General features: G+C 66.4%; 16 protein-coding genes. 9 read left to right on the top strand and 7 right to left on the bottom strand.

Going from position 1 to position 16,179, the window contains the following annotated elements:
• Window positions 1-1,419: 1,419 nt before the first annotated feature.
• Window positions 1,420-2,649 carry a peptidoglycan DD-metalloendopeptidase family protein gene (locus ABZW16_RS18800; RefSeq protein WP_354957182.1) on the bottom strand — a complete coding sequence of 410 codons (1,230 nt, stop codon included), beginning with the start codon at window positions 2,647-2,649 and terminating at the stop codon, window positions 1,420-1,422.
• A 528-nt stretch (window positions 2,650-3,177) separates the two neighbouring features.
• Here ABZW16_RS18800 and sucC point away from each other — a divergent pair.
• Both sucC and sucD read left to right on the top strand, forming a co-directional pair.
• Window positions 3,178-4,344: an ADP-forming succinate--CoA ligase subunit beta gene (gene sucC, locus ABZW16_RS18805; RefSeq protein WP_354957183.1), complete on the top strand. Its 1,167-nt coding sequence runs from the start codon at window positions 3,178-3,180 to the stop codon at window positions 4,342-4,344.
• An 11-nt stretch (window positions 4,345-4,355) separates the two neighbouring features.
• Window positions 4,356-5,270: a succinate--CoA ligase subunit alpha gene (sucD, locus tag ABZW16_RS18810; RefSeq protein ID WP_354957184.1), complete on the top strand. Its 915-nt coding sequence runs from the start codon at window positions 4,356-4,358 to the stop codon at window positions 5,268-5,270.
• Window positions 5,271-5,330: 60 nt separating this feature from the next.
• On the opposite strand, the gene ABZW16_RS18815 is transcribed toward sucD, so the two are convergent.
• Window positions 5,331-6,293: an undecaprenyl-diphosphate phosphatase gene (locus ABZW16_RS18815; protein WP_354957185.1), complete on the bottom strand. Its 963-nt coding sequence runs from the start codon at window positions 6,291-6,293 to the stop codon at window positions 5,331-5,333.
• Between the two features lie 194 nt (window positions 6,294-6,487).
• On the opposite strand from ABZW16_RS18815, the gene ABZW16_RS18820 reads away from it, so the two are divergent.
• The 5 genes from ABZW16_RS18820 to purH all read left to right on the top strand — a co-directional run bounded on the left by ABZW16_RS18820 (window position 6,488) and on the right by purH (window position 12,068).
• Window positions 6,488-6,730 (top strand): hypothetical protein, encoded by a 243-nt coding sequence (locus ABZW16_RS18820; RefSeq protein ID WP_354957187.1) that lies wholly within the window; start codon window positions 6,488-6,490, stop codon window positions 6,728-6,730.
• A 253-nt stretch (window positions 6,731-6,983) separates the two neighbouring features.
• The gene (locus tag ABZW16_RS18825) at window positions 6,984-8,033 is read left to right on the top strand and encodes a DUF5336 domain-containing protein (protein WP_354957188.1); all 1,050 of its coding nucleotides are present in this window, start codon (window positions 6,984-6,986) and stop codon (window positions 8,031-8,033) included.
• A gap of 83 nt (window positions 8,034-8,116) precedes the next feature.
• The gene (locus tag ABZW16_RS18830; protein ID WP_354957189.1) at window positions 8,117-9,682 is read left to right on the top strand and encodes a DUF6350 family protein; all 1,566 of its coding nucleotides are present in this window, start codon (window positions 8,117-8,119) and stop codon (window positions 9,680-9,682) included.
• A gap of 125 nt (window positions 9,683-9,807) precedes the next feature.
• Entirely contained in the window at window positions 9,808-10,440 is a 633-nt protein-coding gene (gene purN, locus ABZW16_RS18835) for a phosphoribosylglycinamide formyltransferase (protein ID WP_354957190.1), read from the top strand.
• Window positions 10,441-10,490: 50 nt separating this feature from the next.
• Window positions 10,491-12,068: a bifunctional phosphoribosylaminoimidazolecarboxamide formyltransferase/IMP cyclohydrolase gene (gene purH, locus ABZW16_RS18840; RefSeq protein ID WP_354957199.1), complete on the top strand. Its 1,578-nt coding sequence runs from the start codon at window positions 10,491-10,493 to the stop codon at window positions 12,066-12,068.
• A gap of 209 nt (window positions 12,069-12,277) precedes the next feature.
• Here the strand turns inward: purH and ABZW16_RS18845 are convergent, their stop codons facing one another.
• The gene (locus ABZW16_RS18845) at window positions 12,278-12,721 is read right to left on the bottom strand and encodes a hypothetical protein (protein ID WP_354957200.1); all 444 of its coding nucleotides are present in this window, start codon (window positions 12,719-12,721) and stop codon (window positions 12,278-12,280) included.
• Between the two features lie 262 nt (window positions 12,722-12,983).
• Here ABZW16_RS18845 and ABZW16_RS18850 point away from each other — a divergent pair, with 262 nt between their 5' ends.
• On the top strand, window positions 12,984-13,562 hold the full coding sequence (locus tag ABZW16_RS18850; protein ID WP_354957191.1) for a LysM peptidoglycan-binding domain-containing protein: 579 nt from the start codon (window positions 12,984-12,986) through the stop codon (window positions 13,560-13,562).
• A gap of 64 nt (window positions 13,563-13,626) precedes the next feature.
• On the opposite strand, the gene rpsR is transcribed toward ABZW16_RS18850, so the two are convergent.
• From rpsR to rpmB, 4 genes are read right to left on the bottom strand one after another with little or no spacing between them, the layout of a single operon-like run.
• Window positions 13,627-13,881, bottom strand: a complete 255-nt coding sequence (rpsR, locus tag ABZW16_RS18855; protein ID WP_040695439.1) for a 30S ribosomal protein S18 — start codon at window positions 13,879-13,881, stop codon at window positions 13,627-13,629.
• 33 nt (window positions 13,882-13,914) lie between these two features.
• Window positions 13,915-14,220 (bottom strand): 30S ribosomal protein S14, encoded by a 306-nt coding sequence (rpsN, locus tag ABZW16_RS18860; protein WP_354957192.1) that lies wholly within the window; start codon window positions 14,218-14,220, stop codon window positions 13,915-13,917.
• Window positions 14,220-14,390, bottom strand: coding sequence for a 50S ribosomal protein L33 (rpmG, locus tag ABZW16_RS18865; protein ID WP_354957193.1), 171 nt, complete (start codon window positions 14,388-14,390; stop codon window positions 14,220-14,222). The genes rpsN and rpmG overlap by 1 nt, the downstream gene beginning before the upstream one ends.
• A gap of 11 nt (window positions 14,391-14,401) precedes the next feature.
• Window positions 14,402-14,638 carry a 50S ribosomal protein L28 gene (gene rpmB / locus ABZW16_RS18870; protein WP_354957194.1) on the bottom strand — a complete coding sequence of 79 codons (237 nt, stop codon included), beginning with the start codon at window positions 14,636-14,638 and terminating at the stop codon, window positions 14,402-14,404.
• Window positions 14,639-14,781: 143 nt separating this feature from the next.
• On the opposite strand from rpmB, the gene ABZW16_RS18875 reads away from it, so the two are divergent.
• Window positions 14,782-16,173: a GTP-binding protein gene (locus tag ABZW16_RS18875; RefSeq protein ID WP_354957195.1), complete on the top strand. Its 1,392-nt coding sequence runs from the start codon at window positions 14,782-14,784 to the stop codon at window positions 16,171-16,173.
• Window positions 16,174-16,179 lie beyond the last annotated feature (6 nt).

Here is a 16,179-nt window from a genome sequence, read left to right on the forward strand (position 1 = left end):
CCCAACCCGCCGCTCCGCCACGTCATTGCGGCTGTCCGCCCGGCCAGCTGTCCGCCACTGGTCGGTGTCGTGGATCGGATCCGCGTCGTGGAAATGGCCCGCGTCCTGGTTCGGGTCCGCATCGTGACCGGGGTCTGCGCGGTAACCCGGACTCGGGCCGAATCGCTGGCGCGTGCCGCTGCTCTGGTCTGTGTTGTAGCTCCGGCGTGCGCCGTGGTCCTGGCCCGGGTACGCGCTGTGGCTCTGGTCTGCGTTGTAGCTGTGGTCCAGTTCTGCGTCGTGGTTCGGGTATGCGCTGTGGCTCTGGTCTGTGCGGCGCGGCGGATTCGTGTCGAATTGTTGGTTTGTGTAGTAGCTCTGGTCTGCGTTGTAGCTGTGGTCCAGTTCTGCGTCGTGGTTCGGGTATGCGCTATAGCTCTGGTCTGTGCCGTGCGGCGGATTCGTGTCGAATTGTTGGTTTGTGTAGTAGCTCTGGTCTGCGTTGTAGCTGTGGTCCAGTTCTGCGTCGTGGCTCGGGTATGCGCTATAGCTCTGGTCTGTGCCGTGCGGCGGATTCGTGTCGAATTGTTGGTTCGTGTAGTTACTCTGGTCCGCGTTGTAATCCAGGTATGCGCTGTGGTCCAGGTCCGCGTCGTGGCTCGGGTATGCGCTATAGCTCTGGTCCGTGCCGTACCACGAACTCGCGTCGAACCGTTCGTCTGTGCCGTAGGTCTGATCCACGTTGTAGCCCTGGCCCACGCTGTACCCCTGAGCCGCAAGGCGGTTCTGGCCCGCGTCGTAGCCCTGGGCACCGCTGCCGGACGGCGAAAGTGGCTGCGACCAGGGATCACTCAGGTGCCAGGGTTCGCGGCTATCGGGGCGGTTGGGAGATTGCCAGGAATTGTCTATGTAGTGCTGTACCGGGCGGCCTTGCCTATTGGACCCGGTTGTTCTTTCACGACTCATCAGTGTGACCGAAGCATGCGGGGATGATGTCCGAAATGTCCTGAGCGCCAGGAAAGTTCGAAAGTTACTGGTCTTCGCGTGGTGAGTGCGGCGTTCAGGGTGTTCGCAACGCGCATCTAGAGCGTCATCCTCCGGTCGCGATTACTGAGGGGGAATCGGGTCCACCGACGGTAACGAATCGATTGCGGCAGCGCAACCACTGTTCGATGAATCCCATTGCCGCACTCCGAATTTGGTTCCAAGATGTCCGAAACCATCAAGAATGGTCGGCCGGAGGTCTCGACCAGCAGTCCGAATGCTGGCCTGCCATTTGTGCGCGAACCGCGATTCGACTCGGCTTGGCGATACTTGGCTGCCGCAGCGCGCTGGGCCATGCGGGCAGCCGATCAACCTACGCCTCGAAGTTGGCCCCAAGGACAAATTGCCCGGCCTCGAGCGATCCGGCTCCGAAACAGTTCGGGAGAGCCGAAGCACTCAGTCCCGCTGCTGCCCCAAGCTGATGCCCCGCGTCGCCAGCCAGGGCAGCGGATCGACCTTGTCGACCCCGTTCAACCAGACCTCGAAATGGCAGTGCGGGCCGGTCGAGAAACCACGGTTGCCAATGGTGGCGATCTGGTCGCCTGCCAGGACTCGCTGTCCCTGCGACACGGTGGCGGTGTCGATATGTCCGTAGATGGTGACGGTGCCGTCATCGTGCAGCAGTCGGACCCACATGCCGAAGCCCGAAGCCGGTCCCGCTTCGATCACGGTGGCGTCGGCGACGGCGTAGATCGGGGTGCCGATCGGGCCCGCGATATCGACGCCGAGGTGCTGTACGCCCCAGCGGGCGCCGAAGCCGGAGGTGAAATTGCCCGCGGCGAACTTGGTGAACAGCGGGCGGAGCTTCGAGGCCTCCTGTGCCGCCATATCTTCGGCGAACTTCTGGCCCTTTTGCAGCATGTCGCCGAACTGCCCGAGATTGGTCGGGGCCGAGACATTGAGCACCTGCGGCGAATCCGGCGCAGAGTTGGGGTCGGCCACGCTGACCGACTGCGCGGCGATCTCGTGGATCTGGCCCGCGGCCTCGTAATCAACGGCCTGCGAGGGTTGTTCGGGCGAGGCGAAGGCGGCCTGTCCGGCGGCGACCACCGCACCCGCGGCGACGGCGACGACCGCAGCGCGGCCCTTGAGCGAGGCGGGCGGTGCGGGCATCCGATGCGCGCCGCCGCTACCGCGGTTCGCGCGACGGGCCGGAATGACAGTGGGACCGGCCGGAGACTCCGGATCCTCGGACTCCTCGCCATCCCAGGAGTTGTCGGCATCCCAGGATCCGTCCGCCTCCGGCGTCCAAGACGCCTCGGCGTCGGGGGCCCAGGAATTGTCACTCTCGGGCGTCCAGGATTCCTCGGACGCCCACGCGCCGCCGTCGGACCAAGAATCGGCTTGCGACCAGGACTGTGACTGCGCCCATGAGTCGGATTGCTGCTGCGGCTCGGCCTGCGACCACGAATCAGCCTGCGACCACGAATCGTTCGCGCCCCAGGAGTTGTCATCGTGCTCGTAACCGGCCGTTGCGGCGTACCTGTGATCGGAGCCCCGCGAAGCGGTGCCGAACGGATCTACCGCCGCACTGGAATGTCCGCCGTATGCGTCATCGTCATCGGAACGATAACGATGTCCGGAGCGAGGGCGATTATCGGAAGCGAAGGTCGAGCGATGGTTCATCGGTGGTGCCACATCATCGAGCGAGAGATCGCGGTATCGAACTGCCTGTCAAGAGGCGCTATGGAACGGCTCTCCGTTAGCGGAGTGCTGTGCTGCGTCAAGCTTGCCGTCCTCCTAGTCGTGACCGTGTTGTGACATCGACCGCAATGACGGTAACGAAACGATTGCGAGGTCCGCAAGCGCTGCGTGCGATCAATCCAAACATGTGAGATTCATCACGGTAACGCACCGGAATATCTCACTGTTTTCGGGGCATGTGCGTGAGATTGTTCGACGACAACTCGTAGTAGAAGGTGCTGCCCGATGGGTATCGTCGGCTCTACCTGCCGCACCGTCAACAACCTACTCGTGAGTAGTCTTGGCCAGGCGTTTTCCGGCCCTGGGCGGCACGCCGTGACCTGCGCCACTTACGATGAACGTGGCCGTTTGGCCCTCCATGTGACTGGTTAAAGTCCGACCCGACCCGCTTCCGACGTCGGGCCGCCAACAAAGACGTTGTCATCACAACGCAGACGAGACGGTGAGTACATGGATCTCTTCGAATATCAGGCGAAGGAGCTCTTCGTTAAGCACGGAGTGCCTTCGTCCGAGGGCCGCGTCACGGACACGGCCGAGGACGCCCGCGCTATCGCGGCGGAAATCGGCAAGCCGGTGATGATCAAGGCCCAGGTGAAGGCCGGTGGTCGCGGCAAGGCGGGTGGCGTCAAGTTCGCCGCCACCCCGGACGACGCGTTCACGCACGCGCAGAACATCATCGGCCTGGATATCAAGGGCCATATCACCAAGAAGATCCTGGTCGCCGAGGCCAAGGACATCGCGGAGGAGTACTACATCTCCTTCCTGCTCGACCGCTCCAACCGCACCTACCTGGCCATGTGCTCGGTGGAAGGCGGCATGGAGATCGAAGAGGTCGCCGCGACCAAGCCGGAGCGCCTGGCCAAGGTGCCGGTCGACGCCGTCAAGGGTGTCGACCTCGCGTTCGCCCGCTCGATCGCCGAGCAGGGCCACCTGCCCGCCGATGTCCTCGACGCGGCGGCCATCACCATCCAGAAGCTCTGGGAGGTGTTCGTCGGCGAGGACGCCACCCTGGTGGAGGTCAACCCGCTGGTCCGCACCCCCGACAATGAGATCCTCGCGCTCGACGGCAAGGTGACCCTGGACGAGAACGCCGAGTTCCGGCACCCGGATCACGAGGCCTTCGCGGACAAGGATGCGACCGATCCCCTGGAGCTCAAGGCCAAGGAGAACGACCTCAACTACGTCAAGCTCGACGGCGAGGTCGGCATCATCGGCAATGGCGCCGGTCTGGTCATGTCCACCCTGGACGTCGTCGCGTACGCGGGCGAGAACCACGGTGGCGTCAAGCCCGCCAACTTCCTCGACATCGGCGGTGGCGCATCGGCCGAGGTCATGGCCGCCGGTCTGGACGTCATCCTGGGCGACGCGCAGGTCAAGAGCGTGTTCGTGAACGTCTTCGGCGGCATCACCGCGTGTGACGCGGTCGCCAACGGCATCGTGAAGGCGCTGGAAATCCTCGGCGACGAGGCGAACAAGCCGCTGGTCGTCCGTCTCGACGGCAACAAGGTCGACGAGGGCCGCAAGATTCTCGTCGATGCCGCGCACCCGCTGATCACGCTCGCGCAGACAATGGACGAAGGCGCCGACAAGGCCGCCGAACTGGCAGCGGCCAAGTAAAGGAACCGGAAATGTCTATCTTCCTCAACAAGGATTCCAAGGTCATCGTCCAGGGCATCACCGGCGGTGAGGGCACCAAGCACACCGCGCTGATGCTGAAGGCCGGCACCCAGGTCGTGGGCGGTGTCAACGCGCGCAAGGCGGGCACCACCGTTGCGCACACCGACAAGGACGGCAACCCGATCGAGCTGCCGGTCTTCGGCACCGTCGAAGAGGCCATCAAGGCGACCGGCGCCGACGTGTCCATCGCGTTCGTGCCGCCGAAGTTCTCGAAGGACGCCATCATCGAGGCCATCGACGCGGAGATCCCGCTGCTCGTGGTCATCACCGAGGGCATCCCGGTGCAGGACACCGCCTACGCGTGGGCCTACAACGTGGAGAAGGGCAACAAGACTCGGATCATCGGCCCGAACTGCCCCGGCATCATCACCCCCGGCGAGTCGCTGGTCGGCATCACCCCGGCCAACATCACCGGCAAGGGCCCGGTCGGCCTGGTGTCGAAGTCCGGCACCCTGACCTACCAGATGATGTACGAGCTGCGTGATTTCGGCTTCTCCACCGCCATCGGCATCGGCGGCGACCCGGTCATCGGCACCACCCACATCGACGCCATCGAGGCGTTCGAGAAGGATCCCGAGACCAAGCTGATCGTGATGATCGGCGAGATCGGCGGCGACGCCGAGGAGCGGGCCGCGGCCTACATCAAGGCCAATGTCACCAAGCCGGTCGTCGGCTACGTCGCGGGCTTCACCGCTCCCGAGGGCAAGACCATGGGCCACGCCGGCGCCATCGTCTCCGGTTCGGCCGGTACCGCCCAGGCGAAGAAGGACGCGCTCGAGGCCGCCGGCGTCAAGGTCGGCAAGACGCCGTCCGAGACCGCCGCACTGGCGCGCGAGATCCTGGAGAAGGCAAGCGTCACTGCCTGATCCATCGCATTCGCACAAAGGCCGCCTTCCGGTTCTCCGAAGGCGGCCTTTGTTGTCGGCTCAGAGGAAATGGGCCACCGAGGCGATACCGAAGGCGAGGCTGTACACCGCGAACGGCAGCAGCGAATTCGATTTGAAGTAGCGCTCCAGGAAGCGGACCGCCAGATACGCCGCGCCGCCCGCGACAATCGATCCGACCAACACCTGGCCGAGGATGCCGTCACCCTGCGGGCCGGCCAGTGTCGGCAGCTTCAGCACGCCCGCGGCCAGAATGACAGGCGTGGCAAGCAGGAAGGCGAATTTCGCCGCGTCCTCATGGTCCAAACCGCGCAGCAGGCCGCCGACCATTGTCATGCCGGAGCGGCTGATGCCCGCGAACAGTGCACCGGTCTGCGAGACACCGATGATCAACGCGTCCTTGATCGACAGATCGCCAAGGCCGACCGGCTCTTCCTCCGCCGTCGCCACGAAATATCCCTCTTCGATGGCCTTGGCCCGCGCCTCGGCCTCGGCGAAGCGGCGGCCGTAGTCGGCGAGCGTCGGCTGGCTGCGGCGGCGCAGTACCTCGCCGGTGATCAGTACAACGCCGTTGAGCGTCAGGAACAGGCCCGCCGCAAGGGGTTTCGCGAACAAGGTACGCAGCGGATGTTCCAGCAGCAGCCCGAGGATGCCGACCGGCACGGTCGCCAGGACTACGAGCCAGGCCAGGCGCTGGGTCGAGGTTTCGATCCGCCGGGTGCGCAGTGTGGTGAGAAAGCCGGTGCCGATATCGACCCAGTCGCGCCAATAGAACACCAGCAGCGCGATCGCCGTCGCCACATGCAGCCCGACCACGAAGGCGAGATACGGCGTACCGGAATCGGAATCGCCCTGGGTGACCAGCTCGCTCCAGGACCCACCCAGCCATGCGGGCACCAAAACGGAATGACCCAGGCTGGAAATCGGGAACAGTTCGGTTATGCCTTGCAATGCGCCGATCACAATGGCTTGGGTATACGTGAGCATCGCCTGACAGCTTGGCATGCCGACCCCGCCCCGGCCTTCCCAGAATCAGACCTGTGTCCGTTTTGAAATGGTTGTCCGAGTTGACGTTTCAGTCGGTGTTCGGACCTGCTCCGGCCACCTCGGCCGATCCGCTTCCGAGATGAAATCGCGCTGAGACGGGTGCACGAGACGCTGGTCATCGTCAACGCACACCTGAGCAGAAAGCGCGAGCAATGAGCATCAACCGCACCGGCCCCGCTCGCATCGCGGCCATCGCCGGTTTCATCGGCGGCATCGCCCCCGCCGTCGCGGGTCCGTTCGGCACCGGATCGGCACAGGCTCAGCCGGGCAACCTCGGCCCGTTCGAGTACGAGGCCCAGTGCCTCGCGCGCGGCAACCAGGGCATCCAGCACGGCGAATGGCAGGACTACGACTGCGTGGGCAGCTACGGCGCCTGGTATGTCGTGCCCCGCTAGTGCCGTCGGGGGTTATCGCATCGAGGGGATTCGGCCCGGAGCGTCCGACGCACCGGGCCGAATCGCGTTCCCATCGGAGGTGGTAGCGCAGAATTGTTATCGGTGGGCGCGGATTTGCGGAGAACCAGCGTAGACGGTGTTTTTCGGGCGCCTGGCCGGTTCGTTGAGGGTGACCGGGGCCAACGAGTGCAGTAGCGTCAGAAGAGATCCAAGCCGTCAAGACACGTACGACTCGACCTAGGAGACGACGACCATGTCATACCCGACCGGGGGCTCCGGGTACAACGCACCCGCGACGCCACCCGCACCTTCCAGCACCGGCCAGTCGGCTGGTACCGGCACCGCGTCCACCGCCAAGGGCCTGCCGTATTTCCTGGTGGTCGGCGTCGCCGGGCTCGGTGTGATCAATTTCCTGCTCGGCTTCCTGCCGTTCTTCGGCCAGAAGCCGAGGAAGCTCAGTGGCGGCGTGACGGTCGACGGCAGTGACACGCTCAGTCTCTTCCAATACTTCGGCGCGGCCGGGCTGCTGGCGATCCTGCTCCTCGGTGGCCTGCTGGCCGGACTCTCGTTGCTGCCCAAGCAGAATTGGATCGGCGCCGCGGCCGCGGCATCGGCGGCGGGCTTCTTCGGCACGCTGTTCCTGTCCTTCACTACGCCCGACGATCTGAACGTCGAGCTGAAGTGGGGTGCCTACCTGCTGCTATTCCTGGCCTTCGTGCAGACCGCCGTCGCGGTCGTCGCGGTGCTGTTCGAATCCGGCATCCTGACCCCGCCCGCGCCCAAGCCCGCCACCCCGCAGGGCCCGCCGAGCGGTTTCGGCACCGGTGGTTACGGCCAGCCGAGTGCGTTCGGCCAGGGCCAGCAGCCCTCCGCCTTCGGCCAGAGCCCGAGCCCGTACGGCCAGGGCCAGCCGAGTCAGCCGTCATACGGCCAGCCGGGATTCGGCCAGGGCGCTCCGCAGTACCCGTCGCAGCAGCCCTATGGTCAGGGCCAGCCGTCTTATGGTCAGGGCCAGCAGCAACCGTCTTACGGTCAGCAGCCCTCCTATGGTCAGCAGCAGCCCGGATACGGTGCGGCACAGCCGGGTTCGCCCTACGGTGCGGCGCCCGCCGCGCAGCCGCGCCCGGATGAAAGTGCCACCCAGCACTTCGGCGCACCGCAGCCCGGACAACAGCAGTACGGCGCACCGGGTTTCGGCCAGAGCCAGCCGGGTCAGCAGAGCCAGCCCTTCGGCGGTGAGACCGGTTCGGACCCGTCCTCGGACGCCACTCACGCATTCCGTCCCTCCGAGGACAACAAGTAATTCCCCGGCTCTCCCGGCGCGCACCAGACCGGGTCGGCGCGCCTGACCCGCTCGCGTCGGGGGAGCTGCCACGCTGAATTTCCATGAGCGCCCCGAGATCCTCTCTTGTTCGCCGGACCACCGAGTCCCGCGGCGCGCCGGAACCCTCGGCGCGGAGTGAACGAGCACCGCGCGGTTCCCACACCGATGGTCTCGACGAGGCCGGGTTTCTATCGCTGACCCCCGAGCGCGCCCGCGTACTACTGCTGGTTGCCGCCCGCCCGACTACCTACGCGCTGCTCGCCATCACGATCCTGGCCCTGGCCACCCTGCTCTCCTCGGGCAGCAGCCTGGCCGGCACCTCGGGTGCGATCGCCGCGGGTTGGTTTGCGATACACCAGGTTCCGCTGGTGATCGGCAAGACCTCGCTCGGACTCCTGCCGCTGCTGCCGACGGGGCTGCTGGTCTGGCTGTCCGCCCGGGATTGTGCCCGCGCGGTCGAACCGGAGAGTTCACGCGCCGATCTCGGATGGATCGTCGGCGCGGCGCTGGCCGGTCCGCTGCTGGTCACGGCCGTCTGTCTGGCGGTCGCCGAGGACGCCTCCGGTGTCGTGCCGCTGCAGCCGCCGAATACCCTCGCCGCCTTCGGCTGGGTCGGCGCTCTGTATTCGGTCGCGGCGGTGGGCGGCATCGCGAGTCGGAACCGGCGCAGGCTTTTCACGCTGCTGCGCCTGCCCGACTGGGCGATCGCGGGCACCCTCGGCGCGGGCCGGTCGGTGCTGCGCCTGCTGGGCTGCGCCACCGTGGTGGTCATCGTCTCCTTCTTCGCGCACTGGTCGCACATCGGCGACACCTATCAGACGGCGGGCGATGCGGCGGGCGTGATCGGGCTGAGCGTGCTCGCACTGGCATATCTGCCGAATGTGGTGCTTGCGGCCGTCGGGGTGGTTGTCGGCTCCGGTGCGCATTTCGGCGATGCCTCGATCGGAGTGTTCTCCGTTGTCGGCGGGCCGATTCCGGCCGTTCCGGTCATGGCGGCGGTGCCGACCGGACCCGCCACGGGTTGGTGGCCGGTGCTGCTGCTGATCCCGGCGGCCGTCGGTGTGCTGGGCGGTGTGGATATCGGACGGACCTCCCATGACCGGGCCGCCGCACCGTGGGCGACACTGACCTCGGCGGGGGTGGCCACGGTGGCCCTTGTGCTGCTCGGCGCGGTGGCGGGCGGTGACCTCGGCACGTTCGGTCATATGGGCTTGGACCTGCCGATCTTCGCGGTGGTGACCTTCGGCTGGCTGGCCGTCGCCGGTTACGTGGGCCTGATGTTCGCGCGTTGGCTCGTCGTTCCGATCGGCGCACCGGTCCTCGATGACCACGACGATTACGACGACGACTATTTCGACGACGACCAATACGAAGATGACCACTATGACGATCATTACGATGATGATCACCATGAGCGCGATCACTACGACGATTACGACGACGACGTCGACGAATACGAGGACTACGACGGCGCCGACTTCGAGGTAGAGCTCGACGGCGAACTGGTCGAGGAGCAGACGTCCATCGTCACCGCGCGCACTCCGGGCAGCAATACCGTCCCCGACATCGTCGATGCCGAAGTGGTCGAGGCGGACCTGCTGGAAAGTGACCAGGTGGACGGTCGTTAGGCTTTACCCGGCGGTGTCGCACCACCGTCGCCGTTCCGACCGACACCAGGAGTAGACCGCTGAGCTTGCCCGCCCCGCCGACTTCGTCGGCTGCCATCCCCCAGCCGTCCCCGAATGCCCCGAGCGTGCCCCCCACGGCACCGGCAACCGTCGTCGTGCTGGCGTCTGGCACCGGGTCATTGCTGCGCGCCCTCATCGAGGCCGCGGCCGCTCCGGACTACCCGGCGACCATCGTCGCCGTCGGAGTCGACCGGGTCTGCCAAGCTACCGAACACGCGGCCGCCGCGGGGATCCCGAACTTCCGGATGGTGTTGCGGGACTTTCCCGATCGCGCCGCCTGGGATGTCGCGATGACCGACGCGGTCGCGGCCTACGAACCCGATCTGGTGGTCTCGGCCGGATTCATGAAGCTCCTCGGCCCGGCCTTCATGGCCCGCTTCGGCGGCCGCATCATCAATACCCATCCTGCGCTGCTGCCCGCATTCCCGGGCGCGCACGGGGTTCGCGACGCGCTCGCCTACGGGGTGAAAGTCACCGGTTCGACCGTGCACCTGGTCGATTCCGGAGTCGATACCGGCCCGATTCTCGCGCAGGAGGCGGTGCCGGTGCTGGATGGTGACGACGAGGCCACGCTGCACGAGCGCATCAAGGTTGTCGAGCGACGGTTGCTGGCGGAGGTTGTCGCCGCCGTCGCGACCAGAGGCATTGTCTCCGACGGACGAAAGGCAGTAATTCCAGATGAGCGGGTACTTCGGTGAGTGAGCGCAGCGAACGACCAATTGATCCAGCTGAGCGCAGCGAACGACCAATTGATCCAGCTGAGCGCAAGGGGATTTCCAGGGCGCTGATCAGCGTCTACGACAAGACCGGCCTGATCGAGCTGGCGAGCGGACTGCACGGCGCCGGTGTCGAACTGGTCTCGACCGGTTCGACCGCCGGCAAGATCGCCGACGCGGGCATTCCGGTGACGAAGGTCGAGGATCTGACCGGATTCCCGGAGACGCTGGACGGCCGGGTCAAGACCCTGCACCCGCGGGTGCATGCGGGCATCCTCGCCGATACCCGCAAGGCCGAACACGTCGACCAGTTGGTCGAACTCGGTGTCGAGGCGTTCCAGCTCGTCGTGGTGAATCTGTACCCGTTCACCCAGACCGTGGCCAGCGGCGCCAGCAATGACGAATGTGTCGAGCAGATCGATATCGGCGGTCCGTCCATGGTGCGCGCCGCCGCCAAGAACCACCCGTCGGTCGCGGTGGTCGTCGACAGCGGCGACTACGACGACGTGCTCGCCGCGGTGCGGTCGGGCGGCTTCACCCTCGCCGAGCGGACCGTGTTGGCGGCCAAGGCATTCCAGCACACCGCAAGCTATGACGTCGCGGTCGCGAGCTGGATGTCCAGCGTGCTCGCCCCCGGCTCCGAACCGAATGAGGCTGCCGCGCCGCAGTTCCCGGGCTGGATCGGTGGCACCTGGGATCGCGCCTCGGTGCTGCGCTACGGCGAGAACCCGCATCAGGCCGCCGCGCTCTACACCCACGACGGCAGCACGGGGCTGGCGCAGGCAAAGCAGTTGCACGGCAAGGAAATGTCGTACAACAACTACACCGATGCCGATGCCGCCTGGCGCGCCGCCTACGACCACGCGGCACCCGCGGTCGCGATCATCAAGCACGCCAACCCGTGTGGCATCGCGATCGGCGCCGATCTCGCCGAGGCACACCGCAAGGCGCACGCGTGCGATCCGGTGAGCGCCTATGGCGGCGTGATCGCGGCCAATGGCGAGGTCACCGTCGAGATGGCCGAACAGGTCGCCGAGATCTTCACCGAGGTGATCGTCGCACCGTCCTACGCCGACGGTGCCGTCGAGGTGCTGCAGCGCAAGAAGAATGTGCGCATCCTGGTCGCCGAGCCGCCGCGCCGCGGTGGCGCCGAGCTGCGCCCGATCAGCGGCGGCGCACTGCTGCAGGTGCGCGATATCCTCGACGCACCCGGCGACGACCCGGAGAACTGGACCTTGGTCGCGGGCGAGGCGGCCGATGCGGAAACCCTCGCCGACCTCGAATTCGCTTGGCGCGCCTGCCGTGCCGTGAAGTCCAATGCGATCCTGCTTGCCCACGACGGCGCCTCGGTCGGCGTCGGCATGGGCCAGGTCAACCGGGTCGACGCGGTCGGTCTCGCGGTGCAGCGCGCCGGTGATCGCGCCAAGGGTTCGGTTGCCGCCTCGGATGCGTTCTTCCCGTTCTCCGACGGCCCGCAGCAGCTCATCCAGGCCGGAATCCGGGCGATCGTGCAGCCCGGCGGCTCGGTCCGCGACCAGGACACCATCGACCTGGCCAGGGAAGCGGGAGTCACCCTGTACCTCACGGGTTCTCGCCACTTCGCGCACTGAGTTACCGCTAGAGGGCGGGCGCCACCCGGCTCCCGCTCTCTCCGCGCGGCGAAGCACCTCGAATAGTGGCTGCTCTCTGGAGCCGCGCGGGCATCCCGCAGCTGCTGCTCCCTTTCTTCGGAATCGCCCGCACCGCACCGGATCTCATCGCGGCAGTCCACCAGGTGACGAATGCCGCCCGTGCCATGATCTCGGCGCTTGCTCGCCTGCTAGACGGCGCTGAGCACCTGTCGGCTGCCCAAAGGGGCCTTCAGCGGCACTTCGAGAGTTCCGAAGACCGCGATCATCGTGCACATTCGCCCGACCGCATCGGCGCGCGTTCCGGTGCGCAACTCGACGGTGACCGTCGAATTCGTCTCGGTCACAGTCGCATCCACGCCGTAGCACTCGGGCGATCCGGTCTCGAAGTTGACGGCGATCCGATCGTCGGCCACCCGCGACCACGAGGTGAACGGAATCGGATGGCCGCCGATAATGGTCGGATCAGCGACGAATATCCGGCCCGCATCGGCGGGCTTGCCCTCGGTCGGTGTGGTCTTCGCCGCACTGATTGTCGTCTTCTCTTGTGCGCCACCATTATCGGAGCCACCACATCCGGTGATGGCGAGGCCGACGAACAGGGCGACGGCGACAGCGGCGGGCCCAACCGACATCCGATACATGCCGAACACCCTAATCGACCCGCCGACCGGCCGGGATGCGGCCACCCAGCAACCCCTGAGAGCCGTCGCGTCGGATTGTGCGACAAGATGATAGAGCGACGCAGCCCACACAGTGAACTTTTGGCTAAGCCTGCGCGTAATACCTCCGCGCGGCCCGCGCGCACAGTACATTCGGGGCCGATGCGCGCCAATCAGGGTTCGCGGCGCGGATCGAGTCGGATGCTCTGCAAGCTAAACCTTCGAAAGGAACAACGTGGGCGACACGCTGCGTGTAGGTGAAGAACTCGGGCTCGGCCAGGCGCTGGTCGGTGGTGCGTACACCCTCACCCTGCAGGCCGATGGCAACCTCGTGCTGTCGGAACCGGACGGAAATGTCGTGTGGTCCACCCTGACTCACGATCAGGGGGTGGAGCGGGCCGTCCTGCAGGAGGATGGCAACTTCGTGCTCTACAAGGGCGAGGGCGCCGCTTGGTCCACCGAGACCAATGGCAGCGAGCCGGACCGGCTGACGGTGCAGGCCGACCGCAATGTGGTGCTCTACGGCAGGGACGGCAGCGCGCTGTGGGCGTCGGGCACCCAGACCGACAACCCGCTGCCCGCTCCGGAGGAGCCGGTCGTCGAGGCGGTCGCCGAGGAGGTCGCCCCGCCCGCCGAAGAGGTTCCGCCCCCGCCGCCCGCGGCGCAGACCTACACGGTCGAGCCGGGCGACACCCTGTGGGCCATCGCCGAGCGCTTCTACGGCGACGGCAACCGCTACCAGGAGATCGCCGATGCCAGCGGCATCGACAACCCGGATCTGATCAACCCCGGCCAGGTATTGACCATCCCGTAGGCGGCACCGAACGACGAAGGCCCCCGAGGCATCGCTTCGGGGGCCCTGGTGCGTCGGTCGCTGTCTACCGGCTGGTGAACGGCAACAGTGCCATTTCGCGGGCGTTCTTCACCGCGACGGCGACCTGGCGCTGCTGCTGCGGGGTGAGCCCGGTGACCCGGCGGCTGCGGATCTTGCCGCGGTCGGAGATGAAGGTGCGCAGCAGGTTGACGTCCTTGTAGTCGACCGTCTCGACGCCCGCCGCGATCAGCGGGTTCTTCTTCGGGCGACGGGCCTGCTCGGCGCGAACCTTCTTCGAGGGTGCTCGCTTGACTGCCATATGACGGGTTTCCTTCTCGAGATCAGTGGTTGTCTACCAGCTCGATTTGTGTACACCGGGGAGTTCACCCCGATGGGCCATCTCGCGCACACGTATGCGGGAGAGTCCGAACTTCCGGAGATGACCCCGCGGTCGTCCGTCCGCGGCGTCCCGATTGCGCAATCGTACCGGACTTGCGTCGCGGGGCAGCCGCTGTAGCGCCGACTGTGCTATAGCGCGCTCTCGCGCGGAAGTGGTCGGCTTGCGGATCAGCTCCTTGAGTTCGGCGCGGCGCGTCGCATAGCGGGTGACGATCTCCTTGCGCTGCTCATTGCGGGCGATCTTCGACTTCTTGGCCATCAGCGCTCCTCGCGGAAGTCGACGTGCCTGCGCAGCACCGGATCGTATTTGCGCAGCATCATCCGGTCCGGATCGTTGCGCCGGTTCTTCCGCGTGACGTAGGTATATCCCGTTCCCGCAGTGGATTTCAGTTTGATGATCGGCCGGATCTCGGTCGATTTCGAGGCCATGGGTGCTCCCGTCAGATCTTGTCGCCGCAGGACCGGATCCGGGCCACCACGGCCTCGATCCCATCCCGGTCGATGGTCTTGATGCCCTTGGCGGAGACGGTCAGCGTGATGCGCCGATCCTCGCTGGGCAGGTAGTAGGTCTTGCGCTGGATATTGGGATTCCAGCGGCGGCTGGTCCGCTTGTGCGAGTGCGATACGGACTTGCCGAATCCGGGCTTGCGTCCGGTGACCTGGCAGTGGGCCGACATTTGGGTTCCCTCCAATCGGGGATGGCAGCCGACGGAGTCGGCGGGGCGAGCCTGTCAGTTGACAATCATTTTCGACAACGGCTACTGGGCAATGTACCGTCGCTCAATAGTAAATGAAAATCATTGTCGAAAGGAGTGCTGTGGTGGATCCCACCCAGCTCCCACCCGGGAGGCAGTCCGACCGGAGAACGCCCGTCGTGGTGGTCACCGGATGCTCCGGACCGGCCGCGGCGGGTGTGGAACGGCTGGCCGCGGTGTTGCGTGCGACGCCGGGCACCGTCACCATTCGCCACGATCTGAGCGGGCTGAGTGAGGGCATCGTGCACCGCACGGTGCACATCGGCGAGCAGCGGACCTCGACCGTGCTCGAGCTCGCACACGGCTGCGTCTCCTGCACCTTGCGCATCGATCTGCTGCCGCTGCTGTGCGCACTCGCAGCCCGCGATTCGGTGAACCGTATTGTGCTGGAACTCGATCCGGCTTTCGAGGCGGAGACGGTATGCCAGGCGATCGAGAATATCGCCGTCGCCGGTGTGGTCGGCCGGGTCGATGGTCCGGCCGGTCGCGATGTGCGGGTCGAGGCCGTGCTCGCCGGTGTGGACGCCCGGACCTGGTTGGCCGACGCCACCGGGGAGGACACCCTCGCCGAGCGCGGAGTGGCGAGCGTGGACGACGACCGGACGGTGGCCCAGGTGGCAGTCGGTCAGGTCGACTTCGCGGATGCCGTTGTGGTGCTCGGCAATTCCGGCGAGGCCATCGATCGGGCTCGGCTCGGCGCGGTGCTGTCCCGGTTGGTGCCCGAGGCGCCGGTGGCCTGGGTCGACGATATCGATCTGCTGGACACGACCGAGGTCGAAGCGCTGCTCACGCACATTCCGGCCCACTCCCGGCGCGGTCGCGTCTTCGACGCGCACGCGCCGCTGCTGCGTGGCCAACCGCCGCTCGGCACCGAATATGGAGTTGCCCTTGTCGAATTCGCTGCGAGCCGCCCGTTCCATCCGGCCCGCCTGCACGAAGCCCTCGATGTGCTCTTCGACGGCGTCGTGACCGCGCGCGGGCGGATCTGGCTGGCTACCCAGCCGAATGAAGTGGTGTGGCTGGAGTCTGCGGGCGGCGGATTGCGCGTCGGCGGTGCCGGACCATGGCTGGCTGCCATGAGCCCGGCCGAGCTGGCACAGGCCGATCCCATGCGCCGGGCCATGGCCGCACTGCGCTGGGACGAGCAGTTCGGCGACCGGGATATTTCGCTGGTGATCCTGGCTCACGACGCGGACCCGGGCGAGATCCGCCAGGCCCTGCACTGGGCGCTGGTCGAGGATGACGAACTGCGCCTGGTGGAATGCGCGCCCGAGCGGGTCGCGCAGTGGGACGACCCGTTCGGCGAGTGGCACGCCGACCCGTGTGCGCCCGGCGAAGCCACCCGCCTGCCGATAGACGGACAGGCGACGCAAGGGCGTCAAGCCCGGCACCGAGGTGCCGCCCGTACGCGACGGTGCGATCTGGGATGCGCTTGCCCGCTGCGAATCCACCGGTAACTGGGC

The organism is Nocardia sp. NPDC004604, from assembly GCF_040609795.1.
Classification (GTDB): domain Bacteria; phylum Actinomycetota; class Actinomycetes; order Mycobacteriales; family Mycobacteriaceae; genus Nocardia.

What these genes read in the sequence shown, in the direction of transcription:
- ABZW16_RS18800 (WP_354957182.1), bottom strand. Translation starts at nt 2,649, where the DNA reads ATGAACCATCGCTCGACCTTCGCTTCCGATAATCGCCCTCGCTCCGGA.
- sucC (WP_354957183.1), top strand. Translation starts at nt 3,178, where the DNA reads ATGGATCTCTTCGAATATCAGGCGAAGGAGCTCTTCGTTAAGCACGGA.
- sucD (WP_354957184.1), top strand. Translation starts at nt 4,356, where the DNA reads ATGTCTATCTTCCTCAACAAGGATTCCAAGGTCATCGTCCAGGGCATC.
- ABZW16_RS18815 (WP_354957185.1), bottom strand. Translation starts at nt 6,293, where the DNA reads ATGCCAAGCTGTCAGGCGATGCTCACGTATACCCAAGCCATTGTGATC.
- ABZW16_RS18820 (WP_354957187.1), top strand. Translation starts at nt 6,488, where the DNA reads ATGAGCATCAACCGCACCGGCCCCGCTCGCATCGCGGCCATCGCCGGT.
- ABZW16_RS18825 (WP_354957188.1), top strand. Translation starts at nt 6,984, where the DNA reads ATGTCATACCCGACCGGGGGCTCCGGGTACAACGCACCCGCGACGCCA.
- ABZW16_RS18830 (WP_354957189.1), top strand. Translation starts at nt 8,117, where the DNA reads ATGAGCGCCCCGAGATCCTCTCTTGTTCGCCGGACCACCGAGTCCCGC.
- ABZW16_RS18845 (WP_354957200.1), bottom strand. Translation starts at nt 12,721, where the DNA reads ATGTCGGTTGGGCCCGCCGCTGTCGCCGTCGCCCTGTTCGTCGGCCTC.
- rpsR (WP_040695439.1), bottom strand. Translation starts at nt 13,881, where the DNA reads ATGGCAGTCAAGCGAGCACCCTCGAAGAAGGTTCGCGCCGAGCAGGCC.
- rpsN (WP_354957192.1), bottom strand. Translation starts at nt 14,220, where the DNA reads ATGGCCAAGAAGTCGAAGATCGCCCGCAATGAGCAGCGCAAGGAGATC.
- rpmG (WP_354957193.1), bottom strand. Translation starts at nt 14,390, where the DNA reads ATGGCCTCGAAATCGACCGAGATCCGGCCGATCATCAAACTGAAATCC.
- rpmB (WP_354957194.1), bottom strand. Translation starts at nt 14,638, where the DNA reads ATGTCGGCCCACTGCCAGGTCACCGGACGCAAGCCCGGATTCGGCAAG.